The sequence below is a fragment of the Salinicola halimionae genome (assembly GCF_003206065.1).
GTDB classification, from domain to species: domain Bacteria; phylum Pseudomonadota; class Gammaproteobacteria; order Pseudomonadales; family Halomonadaceae; genus Salinicola; species Salinicola halimionae.
Genome location: NZ_PZJQ01000004.1, coordinates 353,274 through 368,332, shown reverse-complemented (window position 1 = coordinate 368,332; position 15,059 = coordinate 353,274). Strand labels below are relative to the sequence as shown.

General features: G+C 61.8%; 15 protein-coding genes. 9 read left to right on the top strand and 6 right to left on the bottom strand.

Features of this window, described 5'->3' with window-relative positions:
• The first annotated feature begins 26 nt into the window (after positions 1-26).
• The gene (locus DOM27_RS07585; protein WP_110655440.1) at positions 27-596 is read left to right on the top strand and encodes a DinB family protein; all 570 of its coding nucleotides are present in this window, start codon (positions 27-29) and stop codon (positions 594-596) included.
• A gap of 6 nt (positions 597-602) precedes the next feature.
• On the opposite strand, the gene DOM27_RS07580 is transcribed toward DOM27_RS07585, so the two are convergent.
• The 5 genes from DOM27_RS07580 to DOM27_RS07560 all read right to left on the bottom strand — a co-directional run bounded on the left by DOM27_RS07580 (position 603) and on the right by DOM27_RS07560 (position 6,500).
• Positions 603-1,319 (bottom strand): haloacid dehalogenase type II, encoded by a 717-nt coding sequence (locus DOM27_RS07580; RefSeq protein ID WP_110655439.1) that lies wholly within the window; start codon positions 1,317-1,319, stop codon positions 603-605.
• Positions 1,320-1,406: 87 nt separating this feature from the next.
• On the bottom strand, positions 1,407-2,996 hold the full coding sequence (locus DOM27_RS07575) for a PucR family transcriptional regulator (protein ID WP_110655438.1): 1,590 nt from the start codon (positions 2,994-2,996) through the stop codon (positions 1,407-1,409).
• 5 nt (positions 2,997-3,001) lie between these two features.
• On the bottom strand, positions 3,002-4,486 hold the full coding sequence (locus tag DOM27_RS07570) for an NAD-dependent succinate-semialdehyde dehydrogenase (protein ID WP_110655437.1): 1,485 nt from the start codon (positions 4,484-4,486) through the stop codon (positions 3,002-3,004).
• 120 nt (positions 4,487-4,606) lie between these two features.
• On the bottom strand, positions 4,607-5,383 hold the full coding sequence (locus tag DOM27_RS07565; RefSeq protein WP_110655436.1) for a DeoR/GlpR family DNA-binding transcription regulator: 777 nt from the start codon (positions 5,381-5,383) through the stop codon (positions 4,607-4,609).
• Between the two features lie 208 nt (positions 5,384-5,591).
• Positions 5,592-6,500: a nucleoside-specific channel-forming protein Tsx gene (locus DOM27_RS07560; RefSeq protein WP_110655435.1), complete on the bottom strand. Its 909-nt coding sequence runs from the start codon at positions 6,498-6,500 to the stop codon at positions 5,592-5,594.
• Between the two features lie 428 nt (positions 6,501-6,928).
• Between DOM27_RS07560 and DOM27_RS07555 the strand changes: the two genes are divergently transcribed.
• The 8 genes from DOM27_RS07555 (at position 6,929) to DOM27_RS07520 (ending at position 14,655) form a co-directional block, all read left to right on the top strand.
• Positions 6,929-8,200, top strand: a complete 1,272-nt coding sequence (locus DOM27_RS07555; RefSeq protein ID WP_110655434.1) for a NupC/NupG family nucleoside CNT transporter — start codon at positions 6,929-6,931, stop codon at positions 8,198-8,200.
• 211 nt (positions 8,201-8,411) lie between these two features.
• Positions 8,412-9,185 carry a deoxyribose-phosphate aldolase gene (deoC, locus tag DOM27_RS07550; protein WP_110655433.1) on the top strand — a complete coding sequence of 258 codons (774 nt, stop codon included), beginning with the start codon at positions 8,412-8,414 and terminating at the stop codon, positions 9,183-9,185.
• A gap of 35 nt (positions 9,186-9,220) precedes the next feature.
• Entirely contained in the window at positions 9,221-10,582 is a 1,362-nt protein-coding gene (deoA, locus tag DOM27_RS07545; protein ID WP_110655432.1) for a thymidine phosphorylase, read from the top strand.
• A gap of 29 nt (positions 10,583-10,611) precedes the next feature.
• On the top strand, positions 10,612-11,826 hold the full coding sequence (locus DOM27_RS07540; protein ID WP_110655431.1) for a phosphopentomutase: 1,215 nt from the start codon (positions 10,612-10,614) through the stop codon (positions 11,824-11,826).
• 35 nt (positions 11,827-11,861) lie between these two features.
• On the top strand, positions 11,862-12,590 hold the full coding sequence (deoD, locus tag DOM27_RS07535; RefSeq protein WP_110655430.1) for a purine-nucleoside phosphorylase: 729 nt from the start codon (positions 11,862-11,864) through the stop codon (positions 12,588-12,590).
• A 5-nt stretch (positions 12,591-12,595) separates the two neighbouring features.
• Complete coding sequence (gene cdd, locus DOM27_RS07530; RefSeq protein ID WP_245392707.1) at positions 12,596-13,030, top strand: cytidine deaminase; 435 nt, start codon at positions 12,596-12,598, stop codon at positions 13,028-13,030.
• A 123-nt stretch (positions 13,031-13,153) separates the two neighbouring features.
• Positions 13,154-14,227: a J domain-containing protein gene (locus tag DOM27_RS18005; RefSeq protein ID WP_223162303.1), complete on the top strand. Its 1,074-nt coding sequence runs from the start codon at positions 13,154-13,156 to the stop codon at positions 14,225-14,227.
• Positions 14,228-14,247: 20 nt separating this feature from the next.
• The gene (locus tag DOM27_RS07520; RefSeq protein WP_110655428.1) at positions 14,248-14,655 is read left to right on the top strand and encodes a hypothetical protein; all 408 of its coding nucleotides are present in this window, start codon (positions 14,248-14,250) and stop codon (positions 14,653-14,655) included.
• A 45-nt stretch (positions 14,656-14,700) separates the two neighbouring features.
• Here the strand turns inward: DOM27_RS07520 and DOM27_RS07515 are convergent, their stop codons facing one another.
• Complete coding sequence (locus DOM27_RS07515) at positions 14,701-14,907, bottom strand: DUF3820 family protein (protein WP_110655427.1); 207 nt, start codon at positions 14,905-14,907, stop codon at positions 14,701-14,703.
• Between the last annotated feature and the right edge of the window lie 152 nt (positions 14,908-15,059).

Below are 15,059 nucleotides of genomic sequence, written 5' to 3'. Positions count from 1 at the left end.
GCGCGCCCCTTCCGGATGAACCGATCATGATCGAGCATTTTCGCCAACAAGCCTACTGCAACCTGTGGTCGAATTATCGGCTGTTGACCGCATGCGCCCGCTTATCCGAGCAGGCCTTCCATGCCAAACGCAGCAGCTTCTTTCCGTCGATTCACGCCACGCTCAACCATATCCTGATCGTCGACGCCTACTATATCGACGCGCTCGAAGGTGGCACGCTGGGTCAGCAAGCTTTCGACGACGAGCTGCCTCACGCAGCGATCGCCACTTTGTGGCCGGCTCAGGAAGCGCTGGACAGGCGCCTGATTGCCATCTGCGAGAACTTCGGCGAAGACCTCGGCGCGTCTTCGCTTGATGCCGACGTGATGCTCGAGCGTGCCGACCGGCAGCAGCTCGAACCGGCGCATCGCGTGCTGGCTCACCTGTTCGTGCACCAGACCCATCATCGTGGGCAGGTTCACGCCATGCTCTCGGAGACCGACGTCGCCCCGCCTCAGCTCGACGAATTCTTCATGCTCGATGAAGCGCCGCTACGACAGGAGGAGTTCGCGGCACTGGGGATTAGTGAAGCGCAGATTTGGGCAGGGCCTCGTTAAACACCATCAAACCAACTGCCGATGCGCCTCAGCCAGCTCCGCCATGCTGTTGAAACGGAAATCAACGGTGGGCATGTCACCCGGATTCATCGTCGCGCCGAACCCTTCCTTGTCGTGGCGGCGATAGATCCAGCAGTTGGCTAGGCCATTGCGGTTGGCCGGCTGATGATCGTGGAACATGCTCTCGGCGGTATGCAGGATCTGCACCTTGTCGATACCACGCTCGCCGAGCTTCTCCAGCATGTAGTCGAAGTTGCGCTGGGCCGGCTTGTAGGAACCGATGTCTTCGGCGGTATAGACCGCATCGAACTCGACGCCGAGCTTGCGCTGGCTGTAGGCAAAACTCTCGTTATCCACGTTGGAGAGCACGACCAGCTTGTAGTGCTGCTTGAGATAGGCCAGCGCCTGGGCCGTATCGGCGAAAGCCGGCCACTGTTTGACGAAATAGCCGTAAGCCAGGCATTCATCGTGGCTCACCGTCACGCCCCACTCCTCCGCCAGACGCTTGTAGACCACCGCCAGCAGCAGCCGATACTGCAAATGCGGCGTGTAGCGCTGTTGCGTGGATTCATGCCGCGCGTGCGCCTCGAGAATCTGATCCCGATTCAGGCTCCAATCGGTACGTTGTAGCAGTGGCTGCAGCCCGGCGACCATGCCGCTCTCCCAGTCGATCAGGGTGCCGTAGACATCGAAGGTCAGGGTAGTGAAATCCGTCAGTTGCATGAGGGGCTCTCTGGTCGGGGTCAATGTGTTTTCACGAAAGCGTATCGAAATGATCAGGCGGTGATTGACCGAGGCCGGGTTCGGCCCTCAATCGGAATCGGCGTTGAGCAGCCGCATCGCCACTTGCAACTGCAACCGGGTGTCGGCGTCGTTCAGATTCATGCCCAGCGCTGTCTCCAACCGTTCGATGCGATAACGCAGGGTGCTGATATGGATCTCGAGCGCTCGCGCTGTCTGCGCGAGCTGGAACCCGCTCTCGGCCAGCGCCGATAGCGTCTCGAAGGGGTTATGGCGTCTTGCGCCTTCACCCAGTGCGTTGGAAATGCGCCCCAGAAACAGCCTTCGCGCCTCGTCATCGCCTTCCAGCACTCGGGTGAACAACAAGGTTTCGAAATCCCGCCGTTCGCCGGCCTTGAGCGAGGGCAGCAGGCGGGCCACATCGTCCGCCCCCTGAACGATGGCAGGCGCCCCTTTCACCTCACGACTAACCGCCAGGGCGGCTTCGCCATCGCTCAACTCGCGCCACAGCGATTGGGTCGAAATGTCGGCGCGAACCAGGAAAAGCAGCTGGTTGAGCGAGACCGAGACCAATCGTGGCAAGCCGAGCGCTTCGAGACGATCGCCCAGGCGGCGCTCCCATCGCTCCCGCCTCTGCAGCCCTTCCCGGCTCAACGGCACCGGCTCGTTGAGTAGAATGGCGCAGACGTAATAGGCGGCGTGAGGATCCCACCCTTGCAGCGACGCCCGTTCCAGCGCCGCCGGCGTGGCCACGAAGCGCCCCTCGAGCAGCGAGTCGACGAAGGCGTAGCCGAGCCGGATCTCCTGCGATTGCAGTGCTCGCTGATGGGACAGATGCAGCGCCGAGATCAGCGCGGCCTGCTCGGCAGCGCGCTGCTCGAGTTCGCTGATCGGAGAGGCGGTCTCGTCGATCCACAGCGTGGCGACCGGCGCCTCCTGAATTCGGACCGGACAGGCCAGCATTCGCCCGTCAGTCATGTCGCCCGGGCCACTCAGCGAACGGGCCGTAGCTGCAGTCAGAAACTGGGCCTCGCTCAGCATGGTCGTCGTGGGTAGACGCATTACCTCGTGGTCGGCACTGCCACCCAGCCATTCGCCGTCAAGCCCGGTGAAGAGCACGTCGCGCTCGAGCAGCAGGCTCAGGGCCGTGGCGATATCGCCCAGGCTGCGCGCCGTCAACGCCGACCGCGTGAGATCGCGGTGAATGCGCTCCGCCCGCGCGATCTGTTGCCCCTGGCGGGCGATCAACCAGGCGTGAACCTCCTCGGTGATCTGGCTGAACGGCACATCCCAGGGGATTTCCAGCAGCGGGAAGTCGAGCGATTCCGCTACACGCCGACTGGTCTCCGGGAATGCGGTGAGAAATCGCGGCACGGCCAACGCGACGCCGGCCAATCCTTTATCGACCAGCGCCTCGATCAGCGCCCGCTCGGCGGCCGGCTCGTCGGGCCAGTGATAACCGGTGGTCAGCAACAACTGGCCTTCACGAACCCAGGCAATGATGTCGGGATGATCGACCATGTGCACCCAGCGCAGCGGTCGGCCCAGCGAGCGCTCACCGGCCACCACGCGGGCATGGCGAAGGTTGGTCTCGCGTAGCGCCGTCGCGAGGTCGAGCTCCACCGGCAGCCGTGCAGCGAATGTTGCGTCATCCCGCATCGTTATCAGCCGTCCAGTCGCGTCGAGACGAACTTGGTGTCGAGATATTCGTCGATGCCGTAGCGACCGCCCTCGCGACCGAGACCGCTATCCTTGACCCCACCGAACGGCGCCTGCGGCACGGACGGCGCACCGTCGTTGACCCCGACGATACCGTAATCCAACGCCTCGGAGACTCGCGCCGCCCGCCCCAGATTTCGCGTCCACAGATATGCGGCGAGTCCGAACGGCGTGGCATTGGCAGCCATGATCGCCTCTTCTTCACTGTCGAAGGCGATCAGCGGTGCCACGGGGCCGAAAGTCTCTTCCTGCATGATCTGCATGTCGTTGGTCACATCCGCCAACACCGTCGGCGCCACGAAGAACCCCTCGACATCACGCGCGGCCGTCAGGCGCCGGGCGCCCTTGGCCAGCGCATCGTCGATGTGGGACTGCGCCTTGTCGCGTCCGGCCTGGCTGACCAAGGGCCCGATCTGGGTCGACTCGTCTTCCGGCTGGCCGATACGCAGCTCGTCGACCGCCGCGGTCAGGCGTGCGGAGAACGTCTCGAGAATGCCACGCTGCACATAGATGCGGTTGGCGCAGACACAGGTCTGGCCACCGTTGCGGAACTTGCTCGCCATCACTTCGGTCACGGCGGCATCGATGTCGGCATCGTCGAAGACCAGAAACGGCGCGTGGCCGCCCAGCTCCAGCGACATTCGCTTCATGGTTGCGGCCGACTTGGCGTAGAGATGCTTGCCGACCGGCGTGCTGCCGGTGAAGGTCACCTTGCGAATCCGCCGATCTTCCATCAGCAGATCGCTGATTGCCGCCGGGCGCTCGGCCGTGATGACCTGAAACACCTCCGCCGGCCCGCCGGCCTGCTGCCAGAGCTGGGCCAGCAGGATTGCCGTGACCGGGGTCTGTTCCGCCGGCTTGACGATCACCGAACAGCCGGCCGCCAGCCCCGGCGCCACCTTGCGGGTGATCATCGCCGCCGGAAAGTTCCACGGCGTGATCGCGAGCACCGGACCAACCGGCTGACGCAGCACGGCAAGTCGCTTGTCCGGATGCTGGCTGGGGAGAATATCGCCGTCGATGCGCTTGGCCTGTTCGGCATACCACTCCAGAAAGCTGGCGGCATAGTCGACTTCGCCTCGCGCCTCGCGGATCGGCTTGCCCATTTCCCGCGCCATGGTGACGGCAAGGACTTCCTTGGCATCCAGCATCGCCTGGTGCCATGCCTTGAGCAGCGCCGCCCGCTCGAACGCGGTGGTCTTGCGCCATGTCTCGAAGCCACGCTGGGCGTTGTCGGCGGCGAGCTTGGCCTGTTCGACACCACAATCGGCTACCTCGGCGATGACTTCGCCAGTGGCGGGAGAGCGCAAGGCGTAACGGCCCGTATCATTGGAATCGAAACCAACGATCGCGGCGGGATAGTAAGCGCCGTCAGCGGGCGCTTTGAGCGATGCGAATTGACTCTGAAGAGACGATGATGAGAAAGACATCGATCCAGTCACCTGTTCGGAAAGTAGGAAGTCCAGCCATCCTACCTGCGTGACAAGATGAATACTTCCTACATAAAGCAGGATTTTGCCGCTCTGAAAACCTATCGAAACAAGGATAATTCAAACCACTTCGACCTTCGAGGCGTCGCTGTCCTTCATTCTCGCTCGCCACTCTCGGCCCGGATCGCCGCTGGTGACTAATGTGTCGAAGTCGGAAAGATCGGCGAAAAATGCCGCTCTCATCACGCCGAGCTTGCTCTCGTCGGCGACGAGGATACGCCGCTCCGCATGTTCGATGGCGGCCTGCTTGGGTGCCACCTCATGGAAATGGAAGCAGCTAGCCCCCTTGTCGGCATGAACGCCTGCGGCGGAAATCAGCGCCTTGTTGATGCCGAGCCGGCGGATCGCCGTGGTAACGTCCTGCCCGCCGAAGGATTCCGAAGCGGCGTAATAGAGCCCGCCCAGCACCACGAGCCGCATATTGGGCATCTCGCGCTGGCTGAACGCATTGGCCACGTTGAGCGCATAGGTGACGATCGTCACGTTCATTTCGCGCGGCAGCAACGTACACAACGGCATCAGCGTGGTACCGCAGTCGACGAACACCGTATCGCCCTCTTCGATCATCGATGAAACCGCCTCGCAAAGACGCTGCTTGGCCTTGGCGTAGCGGTCTTTCTGCGCATCGAGATTGTAGGCGGCGCCAAACTGGGGGTTGTCGGCCATTATCAGGTGGCCGCCGAAGGAGACGATGGCACCGTTGCTGGCGGCAATGTCTCGCCTCACCGTCATCTCGGAGACGCCGCACAGCGTCGCCGCCTCAGCCAATGGCAGGGTACCGTTTCGCTTGATCGCTTCACGAAGCCTTTCGAGCCGTACGGCGCTGCGGCCATTCATGGCTGTCTCCTGCTGTTGTCTGGTCACAGTGTTACGCCGCCGCCTCATGAATTACGCCGGCATTCGGTGGTCACCACCGAATCACGCGACGTCATCACCGAAAACCGATCTTACTCTCGATCTCGCACCCGATCTTATCCTCGATCTCGTTTTGAAACGCAACGAGGAGCCCTGAGGCTCCCCGTCCACGAACCCACTGATTTTCGGATCAGAACTGCCAGCCGACACCGAAGTAATAACCCCAACCGGTCGAGCGCAATTCGAAGCTATCGCCATGGCTATTGGGGAACGGCGCCATTTCACCGTCATTCCACTGGCCACCGTTATGAAAGTAACGGGCTACCGCCATGAACCGCAGATGGGTGAACTGATACAGCAGCACGTTGGTCGCTACGGTCGACTCATTGGTACGCGTCGGATCGTTGTCGCCCAGGTCCGAACCGAAGTCGTGATTGGTGAAACCGACATAGACCAAGGAGGCACCGTTATCGAAACTGCCCAGCGGGTAGGAATAGTTCAACTGTGCGCGATAACCGTCCCAGGAATTCTCGTTCGCGGCGCCATAGTTTTCCCACTGGCGACGTTTGTAGAAGTTGAACGACAGCCCCAGCGGCGAACCTGTATCGATATCGGTTCCCAGGCCCGCATAAAGCGTGTTCTGGCGGCTTTCCGTAGTGTGCCCCCAATCGAAGATGTAGTCGAAGGCGACGAACCACTCCTTGAACGGCCCGAAGCTCAGATCCTGGCCGGTCATGTCGTCGATCGACAGGCGGGGCTCCAGCTCCATGAAGACCGGCGAGCCCTTGTCGAAGATGCCGCTATCTGCGGCGTTACCGGTACCGAAGAACTTCGGAAAATCGATATAGCCGTAGAGATCCAACGGCCCCTTGCGACCGAAGAACTCATATTCCAGATAGATGTCGTCGACCTGCTGCGGTCCGAAGCGAATGTTCTTGCTGCCAATGACGGTAAGGTTCTGGTGATACCAGTCGGAAAGATAGGGACCGTCGGCCACCTGCCCTTCTGACGTTGGCCCTTGGTCGGGCGTTTCCTGCTCGATGACCGGTGCCTCGCCCTGGTCATCGGCTGCCCACGCTGGAGACGCCACCAGCATCATTGCCCCCAATCCCAGAGATACCGACAGGGCCGGGTGACGGGAGCCCTTGCCAGCCGATCTTTCAGTTCCGACCGTCGACCGTACGAGTCTTACTACCATGCCATCCCCCTACTTTTGTTTGTTGTGGCATCTGTTTGCTATGACGTCAGTTTGTTGTGGCACCGTTATCACGCACCGCGCCTGATTTTGTGACTATTTTTTCATCTCTGCAGCAGACCGTGTCGAACGTTTGAGAGTCCGACGTGATCGCTCGCCTGGCTCATGAATTACTACATATGGCCCCATTTTCCGCCCAAAACTACTCTATGAGCTTGTGAACATAAAAACAACAAGTGACGGGGAAAACCAAAAAATGTTAAAACCACCTCAAGAAAGTGCAATGTCGAAATGCTTTTCTACCCACTAAGGCCAACACCAAGGACAACAACATGACACTCCTCATGGGTCTGGTCGGCGTCATCGTGCTACTGCTGATCGCGCTGATCTTTTCGAGCAACCGCAAGGCGATCAGCCTGCGCACCGTCATCGGCGCCTTTGCCATTCAGGCCGGCATCGGGGCTTTCGTGCTGTATGTGCCTGTCGGTCAAACCGTGCTGGGATCCGTTTCCAGTGCCGTCAGCCAGGTCATCAGCTATGCCAACGACGGTATCGGCTTTCTGTTCGGCAACCTCGCCGATCCGACCAACGTCGGCTTCGTGTTCGCGATCAAGGTGCTGCCGATCATCATCTTCTTCTCTTCGCTGACGGCCGTGCTCTATTACCTGGGCATCATGCAATGGGTCGTGCGAATTCTGGGTGGTGCATTGCAGAAAGTGCTGGGCACCTCGCGCACCGAGTCGCTGTCCGCCACCGCCAATATCTTCGTCGGCCAGACCGAGGCCCCGCTGGTGGTCCGCCCGTTCCTGGCCAGCATGACCCGGTCCGAGCTGTTCGCGGTCATGTGTGGCGGACTTGCCTCGGTTGCCGGTTCCGTTCTCGCCGGTTACGCCGAGCTCGGCATTCCCATGGAATACCTGATCGCCGCCTCGTTCATGGCGGCGCCCGGCGGCCTGCTGTTCGCCAAGATTCTGATGCCGGAGACGGAAAACCCCGATGACGACACGCGTCAGGCCAAGAACGTATTGAAAGCCGAGGACAAGCCGGCCAACGTGCTCGACGCCGCCGCGTCCGGCGCCTCGTCGGGTCTGATGCTGGCCGCCAACGTGGGTGCCATGCTGCTGGCGTTCATCGGTCTGATCGCGATGATCGACGGCATTCTGGGTGGTGTCGGCGGCTGGTTCGGCATGGACTCGTTGAGTCTGTCGATGATTCTCGGCTGGCTGTTCTCGCCGCTGGCGTTCGTGCTCGGCATCCCCTGGCATGAAGCCACCCTGGCCGGCTCGTTCATCGGTCAAAAGCTGGTGGTCAACGAGTTCGTGGCGTACATCAATCTGGCTCCGTACATCAGCGGCGATACGATCGTGGCGTCGACCGGACAGGCGATGACGGCCCACACTGCCGCGATCCTGTCATTCGCACTGTGCGGGTTCGCCAACCTCTCCTCGATCGCGATTCTGTTGGGTGGTCTCGGCACGCTGGCTCCCAGCCGTCGCCCGGAGATCGCTCGTTACGGTCTCAAGGCCGTACTCGCCGGCACGCTCTCCAATCTGATGTCGGCCACCCTGGCGGGGATCTTTCTCTCGCTTGCCGGTACCGCCTGACGCCAGATCGACACAACGGTCCGGCAGTCCGACAGCAACGCCCATGAGTTCAGGCGTTGCCGTCACGGTGGCCGGGCCATGGCAACCCCGCCGGCATGGATGCCGAGCGATTCCGAACCGTGGTGTTATCCGCATCGTCGTGCCGTCACGAATTCTTCCAGGGTGACGTTCAAGATCGACGTTTTGCGGGAGCACCCAAGGAGACGACAGAATGACGACACTTGAGCACGCTGCCAGCCAGGCGTTGGCGATGATGGATCTCACCTCACTCAACGACGACGATAACGACGCCGGCATTCAGGCGCTGTGTCGGCGGACTGACACGCCGCATGGCGCCCCCGCCGCGGTTTGCATCTATCCTGCCTTCATCGCGACGGCGAATCGTGAATTGATCGACATGGGAATGCGCGAGCGCGTACGAATCGCCACTGTCACCAACTTTCCTGGTGGCTGCGTCAACGTCGAACGTGCCAGCCGCGAAACCCGTGCAGCGGTAACCGCAGGCGCCGATGAAGTCGATGTGGTATTCCCCTACAAGGCGTTGATCGGCGGTGATGCCGAGTCGGGTCGCGCCCTGGTTCAGGCCTGTCGCGAGGCCTGCGGCGATCGCCTGCTCAAGGTGATACTGGAAACCGGTGAACTCAAGAATCCCGCGCTGATTCGCCAGGCCGCGGACATCGCCCTCGAGGGCGGCGCCGACTTCCTCAAGACCTCTACAGGCAAGGTGGCGGTCAACGCGACGCTGGAAGCCGCCGAAACTCTGCTCACCGCCATTCGCGATAGTGGTCGCGACGTGGGCTTCAAGGCGGCCGGCGGTATTCGCTCCGCCGAGGATGCCAAGGCCTATCTGGATCTGGCTGCGGGGATCATGGGCCAGGCCTGGTTGACGCCCGCACACTTCCGCTTCGGCGCATCCGGACTGCTGGATGCGCTACTCGCAACGCTTGCCGGCAACGATGCCTCTCCCGCAACCAGCGGTTACTGAGTGGACTCGATCGATCCAAGGCGGAGAACAACGCCATGCTGACGCAGGAAATCATTCGCCGTAAGCGCGATGGCCAGACGCTCAATCGCAGGATGCTCGATCTGGTCATGCGGGGCATCGCCGATGAGAGTATGGGCGACGCGCAGATCGGCGCTTTCGCCATGGCCGTCTACCTCAACGGCATGAACCAAGAGGAAGCCGTGGCGCTGACCGAATCGATCCGGGATTCCGGTCAGGTCATGCAATGGGATGCCCTCGATCTGCAGGGCCCGGTGCTCGACAAGCACTCCACCGGCGGCGTCGGAGATCTGGTCTCGTTGGTGCTGGGGCCTTGGATCGCCGCCTGTGGCGGCCATGTGCCGATGGTCTCCGGGCGTGGCCTGGGTCATACCGGCGGCACGCTGGACAAGCTCGAATCGATCCCCGGTTACGACGTCACGCCAAGCAACGACACCTTCCGACGTCTGGTCAAGGAGGTCGGCGTCGCGATCATCGGCCAGACCGGGGCGCTGGCGCCGGCCGACAAGCGCCTCTACGGCGTGCGCGACGTCACCGCCACGGTGGAATCGATTCCGCTAATCGTGGCTTCGATCCTGGGCAAGAAGCTCGCCTGCGGCCTCGATACCCTGGTGATGGACGTCAAGGTCGGCAGCGGCGCCTTCATGCCGACACTGCAAGCCTCCCGTGAGCTGGCCGAAGCGATCGTCGCCATCGGTTGCGGTGCGGGAACACAGACCAGCGTACTGCTGACCGACATGAACCAGCCTCTGGCAGACTGCGCCGGCAATTCGCTGGAGGTCTTCGAGGCGCTGCGGTTGTTGCGCGGGGACGGGCGCAATGAAGAGGTGCGAGGGGAAGGCAAGGAGAGTCGGCTCTACCGGGTCACGCGACCACTGGCAACGGAAATGCTGCTCCAATCCGGTCTGGCGAGTGACGCCAACGACGCCGAAAGGCGTTTGGACCAGGCCCTCGATTCCGGCGAGGCACTGGAGCGCTTCTCGCGCATGGTCCATGGCCTCGGCGGTCCCGGCGATCTGGCAGAGCATGCCAAACATCACCTTCCTACTGCGCCGGTCACGATCGATCTCGACGCCGACCGGGCGGGATTCATCAGCGCCATCGACACCCGAACGCTCGGCCTAGGCGTGGTCGAGCTGGGCGGTGGCCGGCGCAATGCCGGTGATGCCATCGACCACCGCGTCGGTCTGTCGCATATCGCTGCGCTCGGGCAACGCATCGAACCGGGCCAGCCGCTGCTGCGCATCCACGCCGCCGACCGCGCCGAGGCCGAGGCCGTCGCCCAGCGTCTACGTCACGCCTTCAGCTTGAGCGAGACGAGCGACGTCGCAATCCCTCCCCTCGTCCACGCCACGCTGCGTCAGGAGGACCTGCCATGACTGAGGAAAGGACAGAACGAGGAACCAACATGAACCGCGCCTTCCTGCTGGTGCTCGACTCCTTCGGCATCGGCAACGCTCCGGATGCCGCCGACTTCGGCGATGCCGGTTCGGACACGCTCGGTCATATCGCCCGCTTTCGTGCCGATGCCGGGCGCCCACTCGAATTGCCCAATCTGGCTCGGCTCGGCCTCTATCATGCCCATCGGCTCAGCACCGGTGAGCCAGCGGCTGGCGTTGCGCTGCCGGACACCATCGATGGCGCCTGGGCCTGCGCGAGCGAAATTTCCTCGGGTAAGGACACGCCCTCCGGCCATTGGGAGATCGCCGGCGTACCGGCGCTGTTCGAATGGGGCTACTTCACTGACAAGGAAAATAGTTTCCCGCCTGAGCTACTCGAAGCGCTGACCGAGCAAGCCGATCTTCCCGGCTTACTCGGCAACTGCCAGGCTTCCGGCATGCCGATACTCGAAGCACTGGGCGAAGAACATATTCGAAGTGGCAAGCCGATCGTCTACACCTCGGCGGATTCCGTGTTTCAGATCGCCGCTCACGAGACCCATTACGGGCTCGAACGACTTTATGCGCTCTGCGAGATCGCCCGCGAGCTGCTGATGCCCTACAACATCGGCAGGGTCATCGCCCGCCCTTTTATCGGCGAGACGCCGCAAACCTTCGAACGCACCGGCAATCGACGCGACTATGCCATCGAACCGCCCACACCCACGGTGCTGCAGAAACTGCATGACAGCGATGGGACGGTGCTTGGCGTGGGCAAGATCGGCGATATATACGCTCACTGCGGCGTCACGAAAGTGATCAAGGCCCACGGCCATGATGATCTGTTCGATGCCACGTTGAACGCCATCGCTGACGCAGGCGATCAAACACTGGTCATGACCAACTTCGTCGACTTCGACACGCTCTACGGCCATCGCCGCGATCCGGACGGTTACGCCAGCGCGCTGGAAGCGTTCGACCGACGCCTGCCGGAAGTGCTCGCCAAACTCGAGCCGGGCGACCTGCTGATCCTGACCGCCGATCACGGCAATGATCCGACCTGGCGTGGTACCGACCACACCCGCGAGCAGGTGCCGGTATTGATCGCCGGTGACGTGCTGGCCCCTGGCAGCTATGGCCGTCGCGACACCTACGCCGATATCGGCCAGACGCTGGCCGATCACTTCGGACTCGACGCCATGGATCATGGCCGCTCGCTACTCAAAGAATCGCCAAAGCCCTGATAGACAAAGCCCTGATAGTCAGAGAGAGACCACTAATGCCAACCCCGCATATCGACGCCCGACCGGGCGATTTTGCCGATACCGTTTTGATGCCCGGCGACCCGTTGCGCGCCGAGTTCATCGCCGAGACGTTTCTTGAAGACGTCGAGTGCGTCAATCGCGTGCGTAACATGCTCGGCTTTACCGGCACCTATCAGGGCCGCAGGATCTCGGTCATGGGCAGCGGCATGGGGATTCCATCGCTATCCATCTATGCCAAGGAGCTGATCACCGAGTACGGGGTCAAGCGGCTGGTACGCGTCGGTTCCTGCGGCGCGGTGCGCGATGATGTCGCGGTCAACGATATTGTCATCGGCATGGGCGCCTGCACCGATTCCGGCGTCAATCGCACTCGGTTCGGCGGTCACGACTTCGCCGCCATCGCCGACTTCGATCTCACTCGCCACGCCGCCGATGCCGCTCGCGAACGCGGCACTCCCGTTAAGGTCGGCAACCTGTTCTCGGCGGACCTGTTCTACACACCGGATGGCGAATTCTTCCAGACCATGAAGCGCCATGGCATTCTCGGCGTGGAGATGGAAGCGGCCGGGCTCTACGGTGTCGCCGCCGAATTCGGCGCCCGCGCGCTGACGGTCTGCACCGTCTCCGACCATATTCTCAAGGGTGAGGCGCTCGACTCGCAGGCCCGTCAGACCGGCTTTTCCGAAATGATGACAATCACGCTCGATGGATTGCTCAGAGACGATCAAGAGATATCGCAATGACCGCCATGACGCCCTCAGGCGACGTACCCGATTCGATCCGCCAGGCGGCGCTTGCCGTGCGTGACAACGCCTACGTACCCTACTCCGATCACCCGGTTGGGGCCGTCCTGATCAGTGAAAGCGGGACGCAATACGTTGGCTGTAACGTCGAGAGTGCCAACTACAAGGGCTTGTGTGCCGAAGGCAGCGCGATCGCCGGGCTGGTTTCCAGCGGCGAGCGGCAGATTCGCAAGATCTACGTCATCGGCCCCGGCGAGCATCTGTGCACGCCCTGCGGCGACTGCCGACAGCGCATCCGTGAGTTCGCCACGCCGCAGACCGAAATCGTCGTGCTCGATGGCAACGGCGCTCCGCTCAAGCACTACACCATGGACGAACTGCTGCCCGACTCCTTCGGCCCGGAGAATCTGAGCAAGACCTCGGGGATGGCGGCAACGTAGTGACATTCAGCCCTCTCTATGGACGTGAAGGAAAAGCGCACAAGTGAAGACTCGGCGGCGAGATTGGGTATACTCGGTTCCCATAAACGATGACAACAACCCTTTCTTCGCTTGGATTCATCGATGGCCCCAGCGCGCTTTTCCGCTTTCGAGCTCCTGCTGCTGAAAAGTCGTTACCCGCCGGATACCGCGTCCCTGTTGCTGCTGACGTGGATCTACGTCAACAAGCGCGTTGCGCTCGCCGAGGACCAGCATTATCTCGAAGCGCTGGCCAACGGCTATCGCCATTCCGACGATCTCGATACGCTGTCGGCGATCGCCAGAACCGATCTGACGGCCATCCAACTGGCCGCCGAAATAGTGCTACGCGAACGCGTCGACGAGCAGTCGCACCCCTTTCTGCGTCGCGCCATCGGACTCGCTACGAGCGAGGGCGAACCAAGCTTGCGCAATCACCATATTCTGCGCTTTCTCTCCGATCTTTCGGGCATCACCCCCGGCGCCTTCGCTCTGCTGTTTCGCGAAGTGACCGGCCGGCAGCTGATGCCACCCGGCGATCCCAGTCGGCAGGACTACTGGCAGCCAGACGAGAGAGCCGAGACAGTAACCGAAGAAGAGACGGCGACCGGGAAAGAGACAGCAGCCGAAGGAAACAGGAAAGCCACCGACCAGAGACCGCTGAAGACTCGTCGCTGGCAGCGCTGGTGGATTCAAACCAATGCCGCCCAGGCGCGGTGGCGTCGGATGCGCCTGGAACGAACCCGCTTGCGTCAGCAGGCGAAAAGCCGACGCCAGCAGGAAGAACGGCAAGAGCGGGAACGCCAGGCCGAAGGCCTGCGTCAGGAGCAGGCGCGCCAAGCGGATGCCAGGCGCCAGGAACAGCAACGCCAGGCCGAAGAACAACGTCGGGAACAAGCGCGCCAGGAAGAAGCTCATCGTCGGGAGCAGTGGCGTCGACAACAGTGGCAGCAGGCAACGGGGGGGCCTCAGACCCATTACCGAGTCCGTCTGGCGCTGCAGGTTCTGGAACTCGACGAGCCCGCCTCATCGATCGAGATCAAGCGGGCCTATCGGCGACTGGCGCAGCGCCATCATCCCGATCGCTTTCACGGGCAGGGGGATCTACGAGTCTCGCTGGCCTCGCAGCGGTTTCAGCGAATCAAGAATGCCTACGACTATCTGATGACAACTACCTGATGATGACGGCCTGATACGCTATGCGAGATCTCTATCGCCGACTCGGCGTCAGCAAGAACGCAACTTCCGACACCATCATTCGGGCCGCAGAGCGCTGCGGCAATCGCACGCTGAAGGTCGACGCGATAAGTACGCTTGGAAACACGGTGCATCGCGAAGCCTATGACGATCTGCATGGCGTGCTGAACGAACTCGGCAGGTTGCGAGCAAATCTGGGCATGACTCACGCACCTCACTGGCAAGGCGACGTCGCCAATGACTTTTCCGTCTCCCCACAACGCATCGTGGTTCGCCAGGAACTGATGACGCGGCAGCTGGAGATGGCGCTGGGTCGCCATCAGACGCGCTGGCGCCGCCGGTGCTGGCTTGCCTTGGTCATCGTGATCGGGTTGGTCGCCGCGCATCTCGCGGGGCGTTGGATGAGCTAGTAGTCTTCCGGCCGGATATTTCAGTCTGCACCATGAGCAAAAGCTTCAGCGCAGCGGCTCTAGCAATGGACTCAGTCCGTTATGGTCGATCTCCTGCATCAGCGCCAGCAGATGCCCGATTTCGCCGTTGGGAAAGCCTTCCCGGGCAAACCAGTTGAGGTAGGGCCCGGGAAGATCGGCGATCAGCCAACCTTCATATTTGCCGAAAGGCATCTTTCGGGTGACCAATTTCTTCAGATCTTCGGGCTCCATCCCGCCTCCTCTCGTAAAATCGCCGCATCATTCTACACCGCGCATCGATTGCGCCCACTCCTGCTTACCATGCACTGCACGCATGCCCTCATTCCCAGACACCGTTTGCCCCTGGGGGCATGAAAGGCGTTAGGTTATATCGCCATGAGCGC

Bases quoted from the DNA above. Each gene is read 5' to 3' on its own strand.
- DOM27_RS07585 (WP_110655440.1), top strand. From the start codon at position 27: ATGATCGAGCATTTTCGCCAACAAGCCTACTGCAACCTGTGGTCGAAT.
- DOM27_RS07580 (WP_110655439.1), bottom strand. From the start codon at position 1,319: ATGCAACTGACGGATTTCACTACCCTGACCTTCGATGTCTACGGCACC.
- DOM27_RS07575 (WP_110655438.1), bottom strand. From the start codon at position 2,996: ATGCGGGATGACGCAACATTCGCTGCACGGCTGCCGGTGGAGCTCGAC.
- DOM27_RS07570 (WP_110655437.1), bottom strand. From the start codon at position 4,486: ATGTCTTTCTCATCATCGTCTCTTCAGAGTCAATTCGCATCGCTCAAA.
- DOM27_RS07565 (WP_110655436.1), bottom strand. From the start codon at position 5,383: ATGAATGGCCGCAGCGCCGTACGGCTCGAAAGGCTTCGTGAAGCGATC.
- DOM27_RS07560 (WP_110655435.1), bottom strand. From the start codon at position 6,500: ATGATGCTGGTGGCGTCTCCAGCGTGGGCAGCCGATGACCAGGGCGAG.
- DOM27_RS07555 (WP_110655434.1), top strand. From the start codon at position 6,929: ATGACACTCCTCATGGGTCTGGTCGGCGTCATCGTGCTACTGCTGATC.
- deoC (WP_110655433.1), top strand. From the start codon at position 8,412: ATGACGACACTTGAGCACGCTGCCAGCCAGGCGTTGGCGATGATGGAT.
- deoA (WP_110655432.1), top strand. From the start codon at position 9,221: ATGCTGACGCAGGAAATCATTCGCCGTAAGCGCGATGGCCAGACGCTC.
- DOM27_RS07540 (WP_110655431.1), top strand. From the start codon at position 10,612: ATGAACCGCGCCTTCCTGCTGGTGCTCGACTCCTTCGGCATCGGCAAC.
- deoD (WP_110655430.1), top strand. From the start codon at position 11,862: ATGCCAACCCCGCATATCGACGCCCGACCGGGCGATTTTGCCGATACC.
- cdd (WP_245392707.1), top strand. From the start codon at position 12,596: ATGACGCCCTCAGGCGACGTACCCGATTCGATCCGCCAGGCGGCGCTT.
- DOM27_RS18005 (WP_223162303.1), top strand. From the start codon at position 13,154: ATGGCCCCAGCGCGCTTTTCCGCTTTCGAGCTCCTGCTGCTGAAAAGT.
- DOM27_RS07520 (WP_110655428.1), top strand. From the start codon at position 14,248: ATGCGAGATCTCTATCGCCGACTCGGCGTCAGCAAGAACGCAACTTCC.
- DOM27_RS07515 (WP_110655427.1), bottom strand. From the start codon at position 14,907: ATGGAGCCCGAAGATCTGAAGAAATTGGTCACCCGAAAGATGCCTTTC.